Source organism: Nonomuraea sp. NPDC050202 (assembly GCF_040656115.1).
Taxonomy (GTDB): Bacteria; Actinomycetota; Actinomycetes; order Streptosporangiales; family Streptosporangiaceae; genus Nonomuraea.
Window position 1 is genome coordinate 105,448 of record NZ_JBFALF010000019.1, and the last position, 15,720, is coordinate 121,167.

The 15,720-nt window shown below is 71.8% G+C and carries 14 protein-coding genes; 2 read left to right on the forward strand and 12 right to left on the reverse strand.

Annotated elements, in window-relative coordinates; all coding sequences use genetic code 11:
* Positions 1 to 16: 16 nt before the first annotated feature.
* The 3 genes from AB0I79_RS38050 to AB0I79_RS38060 are packed head-to-tail and all read right to left on the reverse strand — an operon-like array spanning position 17 to position 3,048.
* The gene (locus AB0I79_RS38050; protein WP_357884198.1) at positions 17 to 1,000 is read right to left on the reverse strand and encodes a phosphotransferase family protein; all 984 of its coding nucleotides are present in this window, start codon (positions 998 to 1,000) and stop codon (positions 17 to 19) included.
* 34 nt (positions 1,001 to 1,034) lie between these two features.
* Entirely contained in the window at positions 1,035 to 2,225 is a 1,191-nt protein-coding gene (locus tag AB0I79_RS38055; RefSeq protein WP_357884200.1) for an acyl-CoA dehydrogenase family protein, read from the reverse strand.
* A 40-nt stretch (positions 2,226 to 2,265) separates the two neighbouring features.
* A complete protein-coding gene (locus AB0I79_RS38060; RefSeq protein ID WP_357884202.1) occupies positions 2,266 to 3,048 on the reverse strand; it encodes a CPBP family intramembrane glutamic endopeptidase in 783 nt (260 codons plus the stop codon).
* A gap of 164 nt (positions 3,049 to 3,212) precedes the next feature.
* Here AB0I79_RS38060 and AB0I79_RS38065 point away from each other — a divergent pair, with 164 nt between their 5' ends.
* On the forward strand, positions 3,213 to 3,557 hold the full coding sequence (locus AB0I79_RS38065; RefSeq protein ID WP_357884204.1) for a DUF6285 domain-containing protein: 345 nt from the start codon (positions 3,213 to 3,215) through the stop codon (positions 3,555 to 3,557).
* 49 nt (positions 3,558 to 3,606) lie between these two features.
* Here AB0I79_RS38065 and mctP read toward each other — a convergent pair whose 3' ends face one another.
* The 4 genes from mctP to AB0I79_RS38085 all read right to left on the reverse strand — a co-directional run bounded on the left by mctP (position 3,607) and on the right by AB0I79_RS38085 (position 6,828).
* Positions 3,607 to 5,214, reverse strand: a complete 1,608-nt coding sequence (gene mctP, locus AB0I79_RS38070; RefSeq protein ID WP_357884206.1) for a monocarboxylate uptake permease MctP — start codon at positions 5,212 to 5,214, stop codon at positions 3,607 to 3,609.
* The gene (locus AB0I79_RS38075; RefSeq protein ID WP_185105968.1) at positions 5,211 to 5,420 is read right to left on the reverse strand and encodes a DUF3311 domain-containing protein; all 210 of its coding nucleotides are present in this window, start codon (positions 5,418 to 5,420) and stop codon (positions 5,211 to 5,213) included. Before AB0I79_RS38075 ends, mctP begins: the two co-directional genes overlap by 4 nt.
* A gap of 230 nt (positions 5,421 to 5,650) precedes the next feature.
* Complete coding sequence (locus AB0I79_RS38080) at positions 5,651 to 6,280, reverse strand: carboxymuconolactone decarboxylase family protein (RefSeq protein ID WP_357884208.1); 630 nt, start codon at positions 6,278 to 6,280, stop codon at positions 5,651 to 5,653.
* The gene (locus AB0I79_RS38085) at positions 6,280 to 6,828 is read right to left on the reverse strand and encodes a VOC family protein (protein ID WP_357884210.1); all 549 of its coding nucleotides are present in this window, start codon (positions 6,826 to 6,828) and stop codon (positions 6,280 to 6,282) included. Before AB0I79_RS38085 ends, AB0I79_RS38080 begins: the two co-directional genes overlap by 1 nt.
* 78 nt (positions 6,829 to 6,906) lie before the next feature.
* On the opposite strand from AB0I79_RS38085, the gene AB0I79_RS38090 reads away from it, so the two are divergent.
* Positions 6,907 to 7,797, forward strand: a complete 891-nt coding sequence (locus AB0I79_RS38090) for an SDR family oxidoreductase (protein ID WP_357884212.1) — start codon at positions 6,907 to 6,909, stop codon at positions 7,795 to 7,797.
* Here the strand turns inward: AB0I79_RS38090 and AB0I79_RS38095 are convergent.
* From AB0I79_RS38095 to AB0I79_RS38115, 5 genes are all read right to left on the reverse strand, one after another.
* Entirely contained in the window at positions 7,788 to 8,729 is a 942-nt protein-coding gene (locus AB0I79_RS38095; protein ID WP_357884214.1) for a WYL domain-containing protein, read from the reverse strand. The genes AB0I79_RS38090 and AB0I79_RS38095 overlap by 10 nt on opposite strands.
* The gene (locus AB0I79_RS38100) at positions 8,711 to 10,288 is read right to left on the reverse strand and encodes a CocE/NonD family hydrolase (RefSeq protein ID WP_357884216.1); all 1,578 of its coding nucleotides are present in this window, start codon (positions 10,286 to 10,288) and stop codon (positions 8,711 to 8,713) included. The genes AB0I79_RS38095 and AB0I79_RS38100 overlap by 19 nt, the downstream gene beginning before the upstream one ends.
* A gap of 128 nt (positions 10,289 to 10,416) precedes the next feature.
* Complete coding sequence (locus AB0I79_RS38105) at positions 10,417 to 11,292, reverse strand: DUF4394 domain-containing protein (RefSeq protein ID WP_357884218.1); 876 nt, start codon at positions 11,290 to 11,292, stop codon at positions 10,417 to 10,419.
* Between the two features lie 112 nt (positions 11,293 to 11,404).
* Positions 11,405 to 14,923, reverse strand: coding sequence for a S8 family serine peptidase (locus tag AB0I79_RS38110; protein ID WP_357884220.1), 3,519 nt, complete (start codon positions 14,921 to 14,923; stop codon positions 11,405 to 11,407).
* 136 nt (positions 14,924 to 15,059) lie between these two features.
* On the reverse strand, positions 15,060 to 15,692 hold the full coding sequence (locus AB0I79_RS38115; protein WP_357884222.1) for a TetR/AcrR family transcriptional regulator: 633 nt from the start codon (positions 15,690 to 15,692) through the stop codon (positions 15,060 to 15,062).
* Positions 15,693 to 15,720: the final 28 nt, after the last annotated feature.

Sequence of the window (15,720 nt, forward strand, 5' to 3'; positions counted from 1 at the left end):
CCCGGACAGAGGGCGTTCACCAGCGGGCGACGGAGCGCGGGTTCTCCGGCCCCTCGCGCAGCAGCCGCAGCAGGTCCCACTCGTTCTCGCACACCCGCCGCCCGATCGCGGCCAGTTCCACGGAGCGGGCGCCGCCGCGCAGGTGCCGCATGGTCTGCATGACGCAGATGACGCCCCACTTGAGCACGCCGAACGTCTCCCACCAGCGCAGCGCGTCACGATCGACGGCCTGCCCGCCGGCCTCCTCGTAGGCGTGCACGAGGTCGCTGTAGCCGCCGAACCCGCCCACCGGCAGCGGCGAGCCGAACCGCCACGCCTTCACGCACAGCCACCCGAGATCCTCCAGGGGGTCGCCGGCGTGCGCGAGCTCCCAGTCGAGCACCGCCCTGATGCCCTCCGGCCCGACGATGAGGTTGCCGTTGCGGAAGTCGCCGTGCACGACCGTGTGCCGCCGGCCGCGCGGGCGCGTGGCCGCCAGCCGCCGCAGCGCCAGCTCGAACACCGGGTGCGGCTCGCCGAGCTGGTCGAGCACCTCCCGCCAGCGCAGCAGCGGGTCCTGCGGCCCGGCCCGCCGTTCCTCCGGCGGCAGGGCCGACAGCGGCATGCGGTGGATGGCGGCCAGCGCCTGACCGCACTGCCGCGCCAGCCGCGGCCTGGCGGCCGCGTAGGCGTCGTCACGCAGGATCTTGCGCGGGATCGTCTCGCCGGGGACGCGGGTCATGAGGATGTACGACTCCCCGCAGGCGATGATCCGCGGCACCGGCACCCCGGCCCCGGCCGCGGCCCGCATCAGCCTCGCCTCCGCGGCCAGGCCCGCACCGGCCTCCGGCGCGGCGCCCGGGGAGTCGAGCCGCAGGATCAGCTCGTGCCTGCCGCCGCCGGGCGTGGCCACGTCGAGCGCCCACGTCTCCCGCGAGGCCCCGCCGGGCAGCCGGGCGCCGGCCTCGATCGTCGCCTGATCCCCGAACGCCTCGCGGACGATCGCATGCCGATCGCTCATCGAGCCGCCTCGCGGATGGTCACGTGCCGGGCGGTCATCGCAGGCCGAACTCCCAGGAGCCGCCCGCCGCGTACTCGCCCAGGATCCGCCGCCCCACGGAGTCGATGTGCACCTCGTCGGGACCGTCGTAGATGCGCCCGGCCCGCGCGTGCCGGTACATGCGCTCCAGCGGCGTGTCGGGCGTCAGCCCCGCGGCGCCGTACACCTGGATGGCCCGGTCGATCACGTTGTGCAGCATGCGCGCGCCGACCACCTTGATCGCCCCGATCTCCACCCGGGCCAGCGAGCCCCGGTCGATCGCCTCGGCGGCGTGCAGCGTGAGCAGCCGCGCGGACTGGATCTCGGTGTAGGAGTCGAACACGTGCTGCCGCATGAGCTGCTTGGCCGCCAGAGGCTGCCCGAACGCCGTGCGCTCGTGCAGCCGCAGGCACATCAGGTCGAAGGCCCGCTGCGCCTGCCCCAGCCAGCGCATGCAGTGGAAGATGCGCCCGGGGCCGAGCCGCCGCTGCGCGATGACGAAGCCCTGCCCGCGCTCCCCGAGCAGGCTCGACGCAGGGACGCGGACGTCGTCGTAGCGCACCTCGCAGTGCGCCCCGTCCAGGCCCAGCACCGGCGTCTCCCGGACGATCGTGTACCCCGGTGTGTCGGTCGGCACCACGATCATGGAGAAGGCGCGATGCGGCGGGGCGTCCTGCTCGGTCCTGCACATCACGGTCGTGTACGCCGCCCGCGACGCCCCCGTCGTGAACCACTTGTGCCCGTTGATCACCCATTCGCCGCCGTCGAGCACGGCGTGTGTGCTGATCTGCGTGGGGTCGCTGCTGGAGACGCCCGGCTCGGTCATCGCGAAGCTGGGCGAGATGTCGCCGCGCACCAGCGGCTCCAGGAACCGCTCGCGCTGCTCGGGCGAGGCGTGCTCGTGCAGCATCAGCGAGTCCTGGAGCGTGTACGTGCCCAGCGCGAGCTGCCCGTACTCGCTGCGCCCCTGCACCTCGTTGACGTAGACGTAGTCGAGGAACGGCAGGCCGCCGCCGCCCAGCTCGCGCGGATGGCCGAGGGCCCACAGGCCCTCCTTCTTGGCCTGCGCGCGCAGCTCGCCCAGGGCCGCCGCGGCCGCGGGCCCGCCCGCGTGCAGCACGGGCTCGGCGGGCTCGACCCGCTCGATCATGAACGCGTGCACGGCATCGCGCACCGGCCGGACGCTGTCAGGGACCGCGAAGCTCATGATTGGCACCCAACCCGAAACCCGGGCACCGGTCAACGGCTCAGGGCAGCCAGCTCACCCTGTCGCGCAGGAAGGCGTACCCGACGAAGGCGACGGCGTCGATGAGCGTGTGCGCCATGATCAGCGGCATGGAGCGCCCCCACTTCTGGTACGCCCGCCCGAACACCAGCCCCATCACCACGTTCCCGACGAACCCGCCGAAGCCCTGATACAGGTGGTACGACCCGCGCAGCAGCGACGACACCACCACCGCCTTCCACGGCGTCCACCCGGCCTGCCCGAGCCGGTGCAGCAGGTACCCGGCGACGATGACCTCCTCCAGCACCCCGTTCTGCGCGGCGGCCAGCAGCAGCACCGGCACCTGCCACCACTCCCCGGGCAGCGCTCCCGGCACCACGGTCAGGTTCACGCCCGCCGCCCACACCGCCAGGTAGAACGCCAGTCCGGAGCCGCCGATCGCGGCGGCGAGCAGCGCGCCGCGCGCCAGGTCACCGCCCGGGCGGCGGAAGTCCGCGCCGATCGTCCGCAGCGACTCGCCCGAGCGCACCATCAGGTACGCCACCAGCCCCACCGGCGCCACCGCGATCGCGATCTGCACGAGCTGCAACGCCAGGTCCAGCCAGGGCCGGCCGGGCGCCATGGACCCGACGAGCACCGCCTGCTGGCCCTTGAGCTCGCGCGGCGCCGTCAGCGACCCGATCAGCCGCACGAGCGCCACCAGGGCGCTGGCGCCGAGCGAGACCGACATCACGACGAAGATCTCGGCCTTGATGAGCCGGGGTTCGAGCACGTGAGCCGGTTCGAGGGGGGACTGAGTGTGCATGTGCGCAGACTAGCCGGTACATGATCGGACGCCGATAAAGGCGACATATGCCGCGATAGCCGGTCGTGGTCGAGGCCAGGGCCGCCGGGCACGCCGGCCGCTGTGACGCCGGGCGAGGCGGTCGGCCCCTTGGGAGCGGGCTCCCGCTCTGCTAAGGAGGAGCTGTGAACGCTCCGCACGACGTCCCCGCCGCGGCCGAGCTGGTGGCCGCCGTCCGCGACTTCCTCGAGACCGACGTGCTCCCGGCCGTCGAGGGCCGGGTCCGCTACCACACCCGCGTGGCCATCAACGTGCTCGGCATGGTCGAGCGGGAGATCGAGCTCGGCCCCGCCCAGGCCGAGCGGCACGCGGCGAGCCTGGCCGCGCTCGGCGTGGCGGACGACGCCGAGCTGGCCGCCGCCGTCCGCGAGGGCCGGCTGGCCGACGACGACACCCTCGTGGCGGCCCTGGAGCAGGCGGTACGCGCGAAGCTGGAGGTGGCCAACCCCGGCTATCTCGCCCAGGAATGACCGCGCGGCCCGCCCCCGGGAAGGGGACGGGCCGCGCGGCAGGACAGGGTCAGTGCGATCCGGTGAGGTCCAGGTCCTTGACCTTCGGGTCGCCCTCGTCGACGAAGTAGTCGTCCCGCGCGGTGGCGTCCTCGCCGTCGGCCACCTTCACGGCCTTGAAGATCACCGTGCCCAGGACGGCCACCACCAGGTTGACGGCCAGCGCCAGGAACCCGGCGTAGATCGTCATCTTGGTGTCGAAGCCGAAGTTCGACAGGGGGAACGCCGAGCCGCCGAAGTGCGCCTTGCCGTTGGCCGGGTTCGGGATGAGGTACAGCATCCACATGCCCGCCGAGAGACCGGCCGCCCAGCCCGCGATCAGGCCGCCCTTGTGGAACCAGCGCGTGTAGAGGCCCAGCCCCACCGACGGCAGCGTCTGCAGGATGATCACGCCGCCGATGAGCTGCAGGTCGATCGAGAACTGCGGGTCGAGCAGCAGGATGCACAGCACCGCGCCCACCTTGACCACCAGCGACACCAGCTTGGAGACGTTGGCCTCCTGGGCGTCGGTGGCGTTCTTGTTGAGGTACTCGCGGTAGATGTTGCGGGTGAACAGGTTCGCCGCCGCGATCGACATGATCGCCGCCGGGACGAGCGCGCCGATGCCGATGGCCGCGTACGCCACGCCGGTGAACCAGTCGGGGAACATCTGGTCGAACAGCACCGGCACGATCGTGTTCGTGTCGGTCTTGCCGTTGGCCGTGACCGGCTTGGTGCCCGCCGCGATGGCCATGAAGCCGAGCAGCGCGATCAGGCCCAGCACGAGGCTGTAGGCGGGCAGCGCCGACATGTTCCGCTTGATGACGTTGCGGTTCTTGGAGGCGAGCACGCCGGTGAGGCTGTGCGGGTACAGGAACAGCGCCAGCGCCGAGCCGAACGCCAGCGTGATGTACTGGAGCTGGTTGTTGGCGTTGAGGATGTGGCCGTCGCCCGGCGCCGGGCTCGCGTCGAACTTGGCCTTGGCCGCGTCGAAGATCGAGTCCCAGCCGCCCAGCCTGGACGGGATGTAGATCACCGCGGCCAGGATCACGATGTAGATCAGCGCGTCCTTGACGAACGCGATCAGTGCGGGCGCGCGCAGGCCGGACTGGTAGGTGTAGGCGGCCAGGATCGCGAACGCGATGATGATCGGCAGGTGCCCGGTGATGCCCATCGCCTTGAGCACGGCCTCGATGCCGACGAGCTGCAGCGCGATGTACGGCATCGTCGCGACGAGCCCGGTGATCGCGATCACCAGCGCCAGCGTCGGCGACCCGAACCGGGCCCTGACGAAGTCGGCCGGCGTGACGAACCCGTGCACGTGCGAGACCGACCACATCCGCGCCAGCACCAGGAACACCAGCGGGTACACCACGACGGTGTACGGCAGCGCGTAGAACCCGAGCGCCCCGGAGCTGAACACCAGCGCGGGCACCGCCACGAAGGTGTAGGCGGTGTACAGGTCGCCGCCGATCAGGAACCAGGTGATCCAGGAGCCGAAGCTGCGCCCGCCCAGGCCCCACTCGTTCAGGCTGGCCAGGTCGGTGGGCCGCCGCCAGCGCGAGGCGACGAAGCCCATGCCGCTGACGATCAGGAACAGCACGATGAAGACGACCAGCTCGGTCGTGTGCCCGCTCACTTGGTCATCCTGTAGACGATGGTCGTGGTCACGACGCCCACCACGATGAACGCCATCTGCAGCCAGTAGAAGAGCGGGAAGCCCAGCAGGCGCGGCTCGTCGGCGTTGAACAGGAACGTCAGCAACGGCAGCACGATCGGTACGACCAGCAGCCAGTTCCACGGGCTGCGGTCGGTGCGTGGCTGCCCGGGTTCCCCGGTAGTCATCGTCCCTCCGATGAACGGATCAGAGCCTGGCTGTTGACCCGGCCCTGACGTGTATGTCAATGGAGGGAGGTTAGCTTTTCGGGGATATTAAACCCAATGTCCGTCATGTTACGGTTTGGCCTAAATGTCGAGATGAAATCTCGCTATCTGAGACGGGCGCACCGCGCGGACCAGCCGAAACCCTAACGAGAGGCACCGGTGAACGGCATCGCCGATCGGCAGGCGGTCGATTACTCGCGACGAATGGTCAGGTCCTCGGCGATGTCCCGGGCGCCGTACCCGTCGGGCGCCGGCACCTCCACGATCGGGTCGGGCCGGTCGTCGAACTCCAGCCGCAGCGCCCGCGCCATTGTGGCGTGCATCTCGTACAGGCACGTCACGTACGTCAGCTCCAGGATCTGCTCGTCGGGCAGGTGCCGCATGAGCACGCCGAACACCTCGTCGTGCACCCGCCCGCCGTCCAGCACCAGGGCGTCGGTGTAGGCCAGCACCGCCCGCTCCAGCTCGTCGAACAGGTCGCTGACCGCCCAGTGCGCGACCGCCCGCACCTTCTCCTCCGGCACGCCGAGCGCCCGAAGCTGCTTGCAGTGCTGGGAGTAGACGAACTGGCTCTGCCGCGCCCACCCGGCCCTGACCTGCCCCAGCTCGCGCAGCACCGGGTCCAGCGCGGTGCCCCGGTAGAGCTCGAAACCCTTGACGCAGTGCCGGAAGATCTTCGGGTCGAGCGCGAACACCTCCCACCAGTCGCCCGGCGAGCCGGTGGCGGTGCCCCCGCCGCCGGGCAGGATCAGCCGGTCGTGGAAGAACTGGACGACCGGGTCGGTCATCTCCTCGCGCGGCACCCGGCGCAGGCGCGCCATCACACGGTCCGGTCCGCCGCGGTCCTGGGCTCGTGCCGTACGTCGCCGGGCCGCCCCACCCGCCGGGTCCAGGCGGCGAACTCGACCAGGATCCCGTCGGGGTCCTTGAAGTAGATCGACCTGACGAACACGCCGTCGTGCGGCTCGGGCGCCACGCCGAACTCGCTGTCGTCGTGGTTGAGCAGCACGCCCACGTCGATGCCCTTGGCGACGAGCCGGTCGCGGTACTCCTCGATCTTCTCCGGCGGCACGTCGAAGGCGATGTGGTTCATCGAGCCGACGGCCGACAGCAGCTCGCCGCGGTCGGGCAGGTTCTTCGGCGCCGACACGCCGGGCACGCCGTCGGGCGCGTCGGGGAACCAGAAGAAGGCCAGCGCGTTGCCGCCCCCGCAGTCGAAGAAGAAGTGCTGCCCCCAGCCCATCGGCAGCTCGATGGTCTTGATCAGCGGCATGCCCAGCACGCCGGAGTAGAAGTCGACGGTCTGCTTCATGTCCGAGCAGACCAGCGCGACGTGGTTGACCCCGCGGAGCTCGAATTCGCCGTTCATAGTAATTCCCTACTTATCACAGGGGGTCACCGAAAAACATGACATGAGGTGTCGGCTTTCCCGGGCACGATGGGCCGCATGATCGCATTGGTGGCGGGCGCGACCCGCGGAACGGGACGGGGCATCGCGGTGGCGCTCGGCGCGGCCGGCGCGACCGTCTACTGCACCGGCCGCAGCACCCGGGAGGGGCGCTCGGAGATGAACCGGCCGGAGACCATCGAGGAGACGGCCGAGCTGGTCACCGCGGCCGGCGGCACCGGCATCCCGGCCCGTACCGACTTCCTGGAACCGGACCAGGTCGCGGCCCTGGCCGAGCGCGTACGCGGCGAGCAGGGCCGGCTCGACGTGCTGGTCAACGACGTGTGGGGCAGCGACCATTTGTGGTCGTGGAACACCCCGGTCTGGCGGCACGACCAGGACAAGGGACTGCGGCTGCTGCGGCTGGCCGTCGAGACCCACCTCATCAGCGCCCGCCACCTGCTGCCGCTGCTCATCGAGCACGAGGGCGGCCTGGTGGTCGAGGTCACCGACGGCACCTGGGAGTTCAACCAGACCCGCTACCGCGAGAACGTCTACTACGACCTGGCCAAGATGTCGGTCAACCGGCTGGGCTTCGCCTGGTCGAACGAGCTGCGCCCGTACGGGGGCACCGGGCTGGCCGTGACGCCGGGCTTCCTGCGCTCGGAGGCCATGCTGGACAACTTCGGCGTCACCGAGGACAACTGGCGCGAGGCCGAGGCGGACCCGACCTGGATGGTCTCCGAGACCCCCGCCTACCTGGGCAGAGGCGTGGCGGCCCTGGCCCGGGACCCGGACAGGCAGCGCTGGTCCGGCAGATCGGTCACGAGCGAGGAGCTGGCGCAGGCGTACGGCGTGACCGACGTGGACGGCAGCCGCCCGCGCGTGTGGAGCTACATCACCGAGGTCCGCGAGCGGAACGGGGAGAGCACCTGGAAGGACTACCGGTAGAGCCGGGCCATGCGGGCGGCGGCCTCGGCGACCATCGCCCGCAGCTCCGGCGGGTCCAGCACCTCCGCCTCCGGCCCGAACCGCAGCACCTGCGAGAACGCCACCGGCACCGACTCCACCGCCAGCCGCACGGTCCCGTCGGGCTGGAGCGAGGCCAGCGCGTCCTCCAGCGCGGCCGGGTCGGCGACGTGCCGCAACATCCACCGTCCCCGCTCGCTGAGCCGCAGCGTGATCACCTCCCGCAGCAGCGACCGGGCGAACCCCGCCGCCTGCTCGGCCCAGAAGGCCGCCAGGTCGAAGCCCGGATCCCGGTCGAACTGCTCCTCCAGCACCGAGATCTCGCCGAACCGGTGCACCCGGAAGATCAGGAAGCGGGTCCGGTGCCGCGCCGCCAGGTACCAGACCCCCGCCTTGAGCACCAGCCCGTACGGCTCCAGCACCCGCGGGTTGTCCTTGTAGACGGCCGAGACGCGCCGGTCCCGCCACACGGCCCTGGCCAGCGCCCCCAGCGCGGCCGGCGGCGGGTCGCCGCCCGCGAACCAGCCGGGCGCGTCCAGGTGGAAGCGCTGCGCCGCGGTCGCCGGCGCGTCCCGCAGCGCGGGCGACAGCGCGGCGGCCGCCTTCAGCCTGGCCGTGGCCGCCACGTCCTGCAGCCCCATCTCGCGCAGCGCCGCCGGCACCCCCGACAGGAACAGCGCCTCCGCCTCGGCCCTGTCCAGCCCGGTCAGCCGGGTGCGGTACCCGTCGAGCAGGCGGTAGCCGCCGCCCCGCCCCCGGTCGGCGTAGACCGGCACGCCCGCCTCCGACAGCGCCAGCACGTCGCGGTGCACCGTGCGCTCGGAGACCTCCAGCTCCCTGGCCAGCTCGGCCGCCGTCATCCCGCCCCGGCCCTGCAGCAGCAGGACCAGCGACATCAAGCGTGAGGCGCGCACAGCGGCAGCACCACGGCGGAGGGGCGGTCGGGGGAGTGGAAGACCTCGACGTCGGCGGGCGCCATCGTGCCGCCCGCGCCGAGGAGGTCGCCGGTGCCGTGGTTGCGGGCGATCGCCGGGTACGCCCCCGCCGCCACGTGCACCCTGATCCGGTGGCCGCGGCGGAACCGGTGCGCCATCGGCCACAGGTCCACGTCCACCCGGCGCACGCCGTTCTGACCGCCGCCGAGGCGGCGCACGCCCTCGCACACGTTCATGGAGCGCCCGTCCGGGTGCACGTCGCACACCCGCACGACCACGTCCGCGGACGGGGTGCTGGAGCGCACGAACAGCTCCGCGCGTACCGGGCCGACCATCTCCACGTCCGACTCCAGCGCCGGCGAGCTGTAGACCAGCACGTCGCGGCGCTGCTCCAGCCGCCGCTGGTCGCGCGGCCTGGAGTCGCCCAGCAGGACGGGGCCGCCGATCGACGGCGTCGGATGGGACGGGTGGTAGCGGAAGCGGTCCGGCTCCGCCTCCAGCGGCCCCTCGACGCCGAGCCCGAACCCGTGCTGCAGGTGCCAGCGCTGCTCCCGCATGCCGGGCACCGGCCAGTCGGGGTGGTCGCGCCACTCCTCGGCCCCCGTCACGTAGATCCGCACCGGGTCGGGGCGCAGCAGCGACCGGTCGCCGAGCAGGTGCGCGCGGAACCAGGCCGACGCCTCGGTCATCGTCGGCCGGCCGTGCCGGGCGTCGATGTGGTACCAGGGCCCGATCGTCAGGTACGGCCGCCGGCCCGCCGCCCGCAGCGCCGCGTAGTCCTTGAGCTGCCAGGGCAGGAACACGTCGTACCAGCCGCCCAGCATGGTGACCGCGGCTTCCACCTCGCCCACCTTGGCGGAGAAGTCGCGCTTGTCCCAGTACGGCGCGGCGGGGTCGCCGTGATGCGTGAGGAGGTCCCGGTAGAACGGCAGCGGCCGCCCCGCCGAGGCCAGGTCGAGCTCCGCCACGGGACGGCCCGACAGGACCGCCCTGCGGGTGAGCCGGGGCGCGGTCAGCACCGAGGCGCCGCCGAAGCGGCGCGACATGCCGTCGGTGAGCGTGGTCCAGCTCAGCGCCGACTCCAGCGCGAACGCGCCGCCCACGTACGCCGCGTCCCTGAACTGGGAGGCGGTGATCTGCAGGGCCATGGCCTTGAGCTCCGATCCGGCGTAGGGCGCGACGGCCCACTGCGCATAGCCGAGATAGGAGGGGCCGAACATCGCGAACGAGCCACCGTACCAGGGCTGCTTACGCAGCCACGCCACGGTGGCCAGGCCGTCCTCGTGCTCGTCGCCGAGCGGGTCCAGCAGGCCGCCGGAGCCGAAACCGCCCCGGCAGCTCTGGATGACGACGTGGAAGCCCTGCCGGGCGAACCCGCGGCCGTAGAACCAGCCGAACAGGCCGCGCCGGCCGTACGGGGAGCGCACCAGGATGACGGGGGCCCGCTCCCCGCCCGCGGGGGCGTAGTGGTCGGCCAGCAGCCTCACGCCGTCGGGCATCGGCACCGGTAGATCACGCTGGAGCCGTACGCGTCTCATATACCAACCAGTAACATAAGCGGCCCGAGGTGCGGTAGCCCAGGCAGCGCCACTGCCGGGGCCACTGCCGGGCCACTGCCGGGCCGTTGCTGGGCCACCGCTGGGCCACTGCTTGGGCCACGGCGCCGTCAGCCGAGCTGGACCGCGATGTCGCTGACCTGGTGGCCGGCCGGGAACGTTCCAACCACCGTGGCGGCGCCGGTCAGCACGTCCACCGTGAAGAAGCGGTACGCGCCGTCCACCTTGAGCGTGGCGTAGCCGGTGTTCGACACCGTCACGCCCTTCTTGCGCTGACTGTGGACGTCGAACCCCGCGTCCGTAGCGGCGTTGATCACTGGGTCCACGCCCAGCTTGCCGGTCGGCGCCAGGTTGCCCGCGTTGGCCGGCGACTGCGCGGAGACCTGGTCGGCCGTCGTGTCCACGTCGAACAGCGTGGTCGCGGTGGCCGCGTCGAGGTCGTTGTTGGTGTAGCCGGCGCCGGTCACGCCGAGCGCGGTCGCCCCGGCGGTCGCGGGCGGGACGGGCGGGTTGGTGAGCGGGCCGTCGGTGGCGGTCTGGCCCGCGGCGGGCGCGCCGTTCGGGTCGTCCAGGTTGTGCCGCAGGTTCTGGCCGGTGTCGCTGATCACGCGCAGCCGGTTGGCGGCCGGGTTGAAGTCGACGCCGAAGGACCGGCCGTCCAGCGCCACGGTGAGCTGGGACACCTTGCTCGCCTTGGCCCTGCTGTCCACCGTGTAGACGCCGCCCCTGTCGCCCACCGCGTACAGCTTGCCGTTCTGCACCCGGTAGTCGATGCCGACGACCTTCATGTCGTCCTTGAGCCCGCTGATCCTGCCCACCCGGTTCACGCTCTTCGGGTTGCCGGCGTCGAACGTCACCAGCTCGCCGGCCGTGGTCAGGCCGGCGACGCGCGGCCCGTCGGCGCGGTTGTGGGCCTGCGCGGGCGAGGCCGCCACCACCGCGCCCGCGCCGAGCACCGCTACGGCGAGCGCCAGTTGCTTACGCATCAGATCTCTCCTTCGAAGGGTGTTGCCTGCCTCCCTTCTTCGTGCGAGCGCGGTTCATGGATGTCGCGGGCCCGCCCCACGTGACGATCGCGAGGCGGGCCCGCCACCCGTCCTAGGAGGTCGCCTTGTCAGGGCGCTCCGAGATGCGCAGCCCGTTCACGATCGTCGCGCCCTGCCGGGTCGCGAAGCGCACGTTGAGCTGCCCGTCGGTCACCTTCACCGTGTACTGCCTGGTCACCGCCGTGTACGTGCCCGACTCCAGCGCCAGGTCGAGCGCCGGGATCGCGAGCTGCCCCTCGACCAGGACGTCGAACACGCGCTGGCCCATCCGCATGTTCCTGATCTCGGCGAAGTTCAGCTCGACCGTGTACGTCCCGGCCGGCACGTTGTCGAACCGGTACTCCAGCATCGACTCCCTGGCCGTCCTGAACAGCGCCTGGTCCGCCGTGCCGGTGATCGTCCTGGACGTGCTCTGCGTGCGGTTCTGGCTGGTCAGGTAGCCGTAGCCGCCCTGGACGTACCGCCTGTCCGGCGTCCAGGTGTCACCGGCGGCGTCCACGAAGTTCCTCGTGGCCGCCGTGTCGATGGCCACCTGGTGCTTGGGCACCACGACCGTCACCTTCACCTCGATCGTGGGTTGCCTGCCGCTGGCCGACTTGATCAGCAGCTTGCCCTCGCGGAACGTGCCCGGCGCGACCCCGGCGCTGGACAGCGCCACCTTCAGGCTCACCGCCTGCCCCTTGGCCAGTTCGCCGGCCGCCGGCGTCACCGTGAACCACGGCTCGCCGGTCACCGTGTACGGCGTCGGCGAGCCCAGGTTCGTCAGCTCCACCGTCCGCGTCCGGCTCGACTCGGCCGGCATCACCACGGTCAGCTCGGCCGTCGACGCGCTCACCCGGCCCGTGACCAGCGCCGTGTCGATCCGCGTCACCGCCGTCGCGGCCACCGTGACCTGCTGGGTGAACGTGCCGTAATGCTCCTTGGACACCACGACCTCGTAGTCGCCGGCCAGCACCTGCCCGTAGAACGTGCCGTCCGCGGCGGTCGTCAACGTGGCCACGTCGCCCACCTTCACCGTCGCCCCGCCGATCGGGTCGCCGTCGTTGGCGTCGGTGACCTTGCCGGTGACCAGGCCGTGCCTGCTGGCCGTGAACGCCAGGCCCTGCCCGGTCGCCAGGACCGGCTCCTCGTGGGAGTACAGCAGCGCGTCGTTGCCGGCCGCGTTCTCGACGCCGATCGTGGCGCTGCCGCCCCGGTCGCGCTCGCTCTCGACGTCCTTGTACCGGAAGCCGATCGAGCCGTCCTCGCCCAGCAGCGCCGAGAACGACACCCGCTGCGCGCCCTCGTTGTAGAAGGTGACGTTGCGCCACTCCACCACGAACGTGCGGTGCGGCGCCGTGCCCGCCACGGCTGTGTGGATCCCGGCCTGGGCGTCCACGATGAGGTCGTCCCAGAAGGGGTAGACGGCGTTGTTGGGCGTGCCAGGGGCCGGCAGGCGGCTGTTGCTGCCGGTCGTGACCCGGTCCGCGGCGAACGTGACGAACCCGTTCGTGCCGATCCACGCCTTGGTGTACCCCGTGCCGTAGAACGGGACCGGGAACGGCAGCGTCACCTGCTGCGCCTCGTCGTCGCCGGTCAGCGCCAGCTTCTCGGTGCCGGCCACGTACTCCTGGGCGCCGCTCCCGCACGTGTAGCCGAAGTTGTCGCCGCGCAGCGGCAGCTCGATGTCCCTGGACACGTCACCGGCCACCGTCACCGGCGCCGTCGCGGCGCTGGAGCAGCGGGAGGCGGGCGTGACCGCCAGCTCGTACGAGCCGTGCGGCAGGGTCATCGAGTACCGTCCCGACGCGTCGGTCACCGCGCTCACCGGCGTGCCGGCGGCCTGGACCGTCGCGTTGCGCTCCGGCGTGCCGGCCGTGGTGACCGTGCCCGACACCACGCCCGTGGGCAGCAGCGTCATCGGCACGTCCGCGGTCGCGGCCTGCTCGGCGGTGATCGTGACGGTGGCGGTGGCGGTGGCGTAGCCGAACTTCGCCGCGCTGAGCTCGTACTCGCCGGCCAGCAGGCGCGGGATGGCGTACCGGCCGTCGGCGCCGGTGACCATGGTGCGGGTCATCGGGCCGGCCACCGTGACCGTCACGCCGGACACCGGCTCGCCGCCCGCCGTCACCGTGCCGGACACGTCGCCCAGCCCCTCGTCGGGCGCGGCCAGCACGGCGGCGTAGGTGTCCAGCCTGCCCTCGCCCCAGATGTTGTTGTCGGCCGCGGTGCCGCCGCAACTGGTGTCGCCGACGTCCACGGCGGTGCCGTCCAGCAGCGGCCGGGTGGCCGCCACGTCGCCCTGCAGCCCCGGCGAGCCCGACCAGATCAGCGCCACCGTGGCCGCCACGTGCGGCGAGGCCATCGACGTGCCGGTGAAGCTGTCGTGGCCGCCGGGGATCGAGGAGCGCACGTTGACGCCGGGGGCGGCGATGTTCGGCTTGATCTCGCCGTTCTCGCCCTCGCCCTTGCTGGAGCGCGCGTAGAGCGCGTTGTTGACGTCGAAGGCGCCCGAGCTGTACGCGCTCTGGTACTGGCCGGGGGAGCCGCTGGTGTCGCAGGCGGGACCCTCGTTGCCGTTGGAGAAGGCGGGGAAGATGCCGGCCGCGAGCCAGGAGTCCACGACCTCCTTGTAGAACGGGTCGAACCCGTCGCCGCCCCAGGAGTTGTTGACGATGTCCGGCGCCAGGTCGGGCCGCGGGTTCCGCCCGTTGAGGTCGGTCGGCCGCACCACCCACTCACCGGCCTTCAGCAGGGAGGAGTCGGTGCAGGTGTTGACCTCGCAGCCCTTGACGGCGACCCACTTGGCGCCGGGCGCCACGCCGATGCCGTTCGCGCCGACCATGGTGCCCATGACGTGCGTGCCGTGGTCGTTGTTGTCGCAGGGCGCCGCCGCCGGGCAGATGCCCGCCGGGTCGTACCAGTTGTAGTCGTGGGTGTAGGTGCCGTCGGGGTTCCTGCCCCGGTAGCTCGCGGCCAGGTCAGGATGGTCGAACTGGACGCCCGAGTCGATGTTGGCGACCACGATGCCCTCGCCGCGGTTGCCCAGCTCGTCCCAGACGCGCGGGGCGCCGACGCGGTCGATGTTCCATTCCACGGCGCCGTCCGAGGTCGCCGCGTCCGCGGCCTTCACCCTGGCCTGGGCGGGGCCCGCGACGGGCTTGGGCAGGGTGAGCGTGCGGACCGGGTCGATCCGCTCGACCTCGGGCAGGTTCGCGATCTCGGCGGCCAGCTTCTCGCCGGCGGTCACCTGGACCGCGTTGACGATCCAGAACGGGGTGTAGTCGGCGTGGTGGGAGTCGAGCAGCTTGCGCAGGCCCTGCTGGGAGGAGTCCGCCTGCTCGGACTTGGCCTCGAAGACCAGCTCGGCCTTCGCCTCCTTGGTCAGGGCGCGGCGGGCGCCGCTCAGGTCGGCCTCGCCCTTCATCCGCACCCAGAAGGTGGCCTTGTCAGCCTGGTCCAGGCGGGCCTGGACCGTTGCGTGGATCTTGCCGGGATCCGGCGCCGCCTGTGCCGCGGCCTGCGGGACCAGCAGGCCGGCGACGGTCGCGATCCCGGTGAGGACCGCGCGTAAGCGGGGGGTGTGGGGCACTGTCTCTCCTTCACGACACGGGGAGAGGTGATCTTTACGCCTCTGTCGAGAAGGGTGAAGAGATCTTGTTCGGAAAGCAAGAGGTGTCGTGAAAAGTTACTTTGCGGGCTGAAATGTAATCTGGTCAGCTGAAATATCAGGGTTTGGCGGTCCCTGTCGGACGGTAACCGACCTGCTTCATGATCTCCAGGAAGTGCGCCGCGATCGCCTCGGCGTCCTCCCGGTCGGGCTGGACGCCGATCTCGTGGAGCACCGCGCCGGTCAGCATCCGCTGCACCACGTCCACGTCCACGTCCCGGGGGAGCTGCCCGAGGTCGCGCGCCCGGCAGAGCGTCTCGCGCACCACGGCCGCCCGCCGCCCGCCGTTGACCATCCGGTACGTGCTCACCAGCTCCGGGTAGTCGTCGACGCTGCCGTACAGGCGGCGCAGCAGGCGGCGGTGGCGCGGCACCGCCAGGTAGGCCGCCCAGTCGCCGAACATGTGCTCCAGGTCGGGCCAGCCGGTGAAGCCGGGGTCGTGGTCGTGGTTGGCCCACTCCAGCGCCCGCACCAGCAGCGCGGTCTTGTCGGCGAAGCGGCGGTAGACCGTCGCCCGCGTCACCCCGGCCCGCCTGGCCACCTGCTCGATGCTGGTCAGCGCCGCGCCCTGCTCGACCAGCAGGTCGAGCGCGGCCGACAGGATGGCCAGATCGGCCTCCTGGCTGCGCGGACGGCCCGGTGGGCGCGCGGCTCGCGTGCCGCCGGTCGTCAGGTCCTGCTGCTCGGTCATGCCCCTCGCGTCACCATCTCGTCGTGCG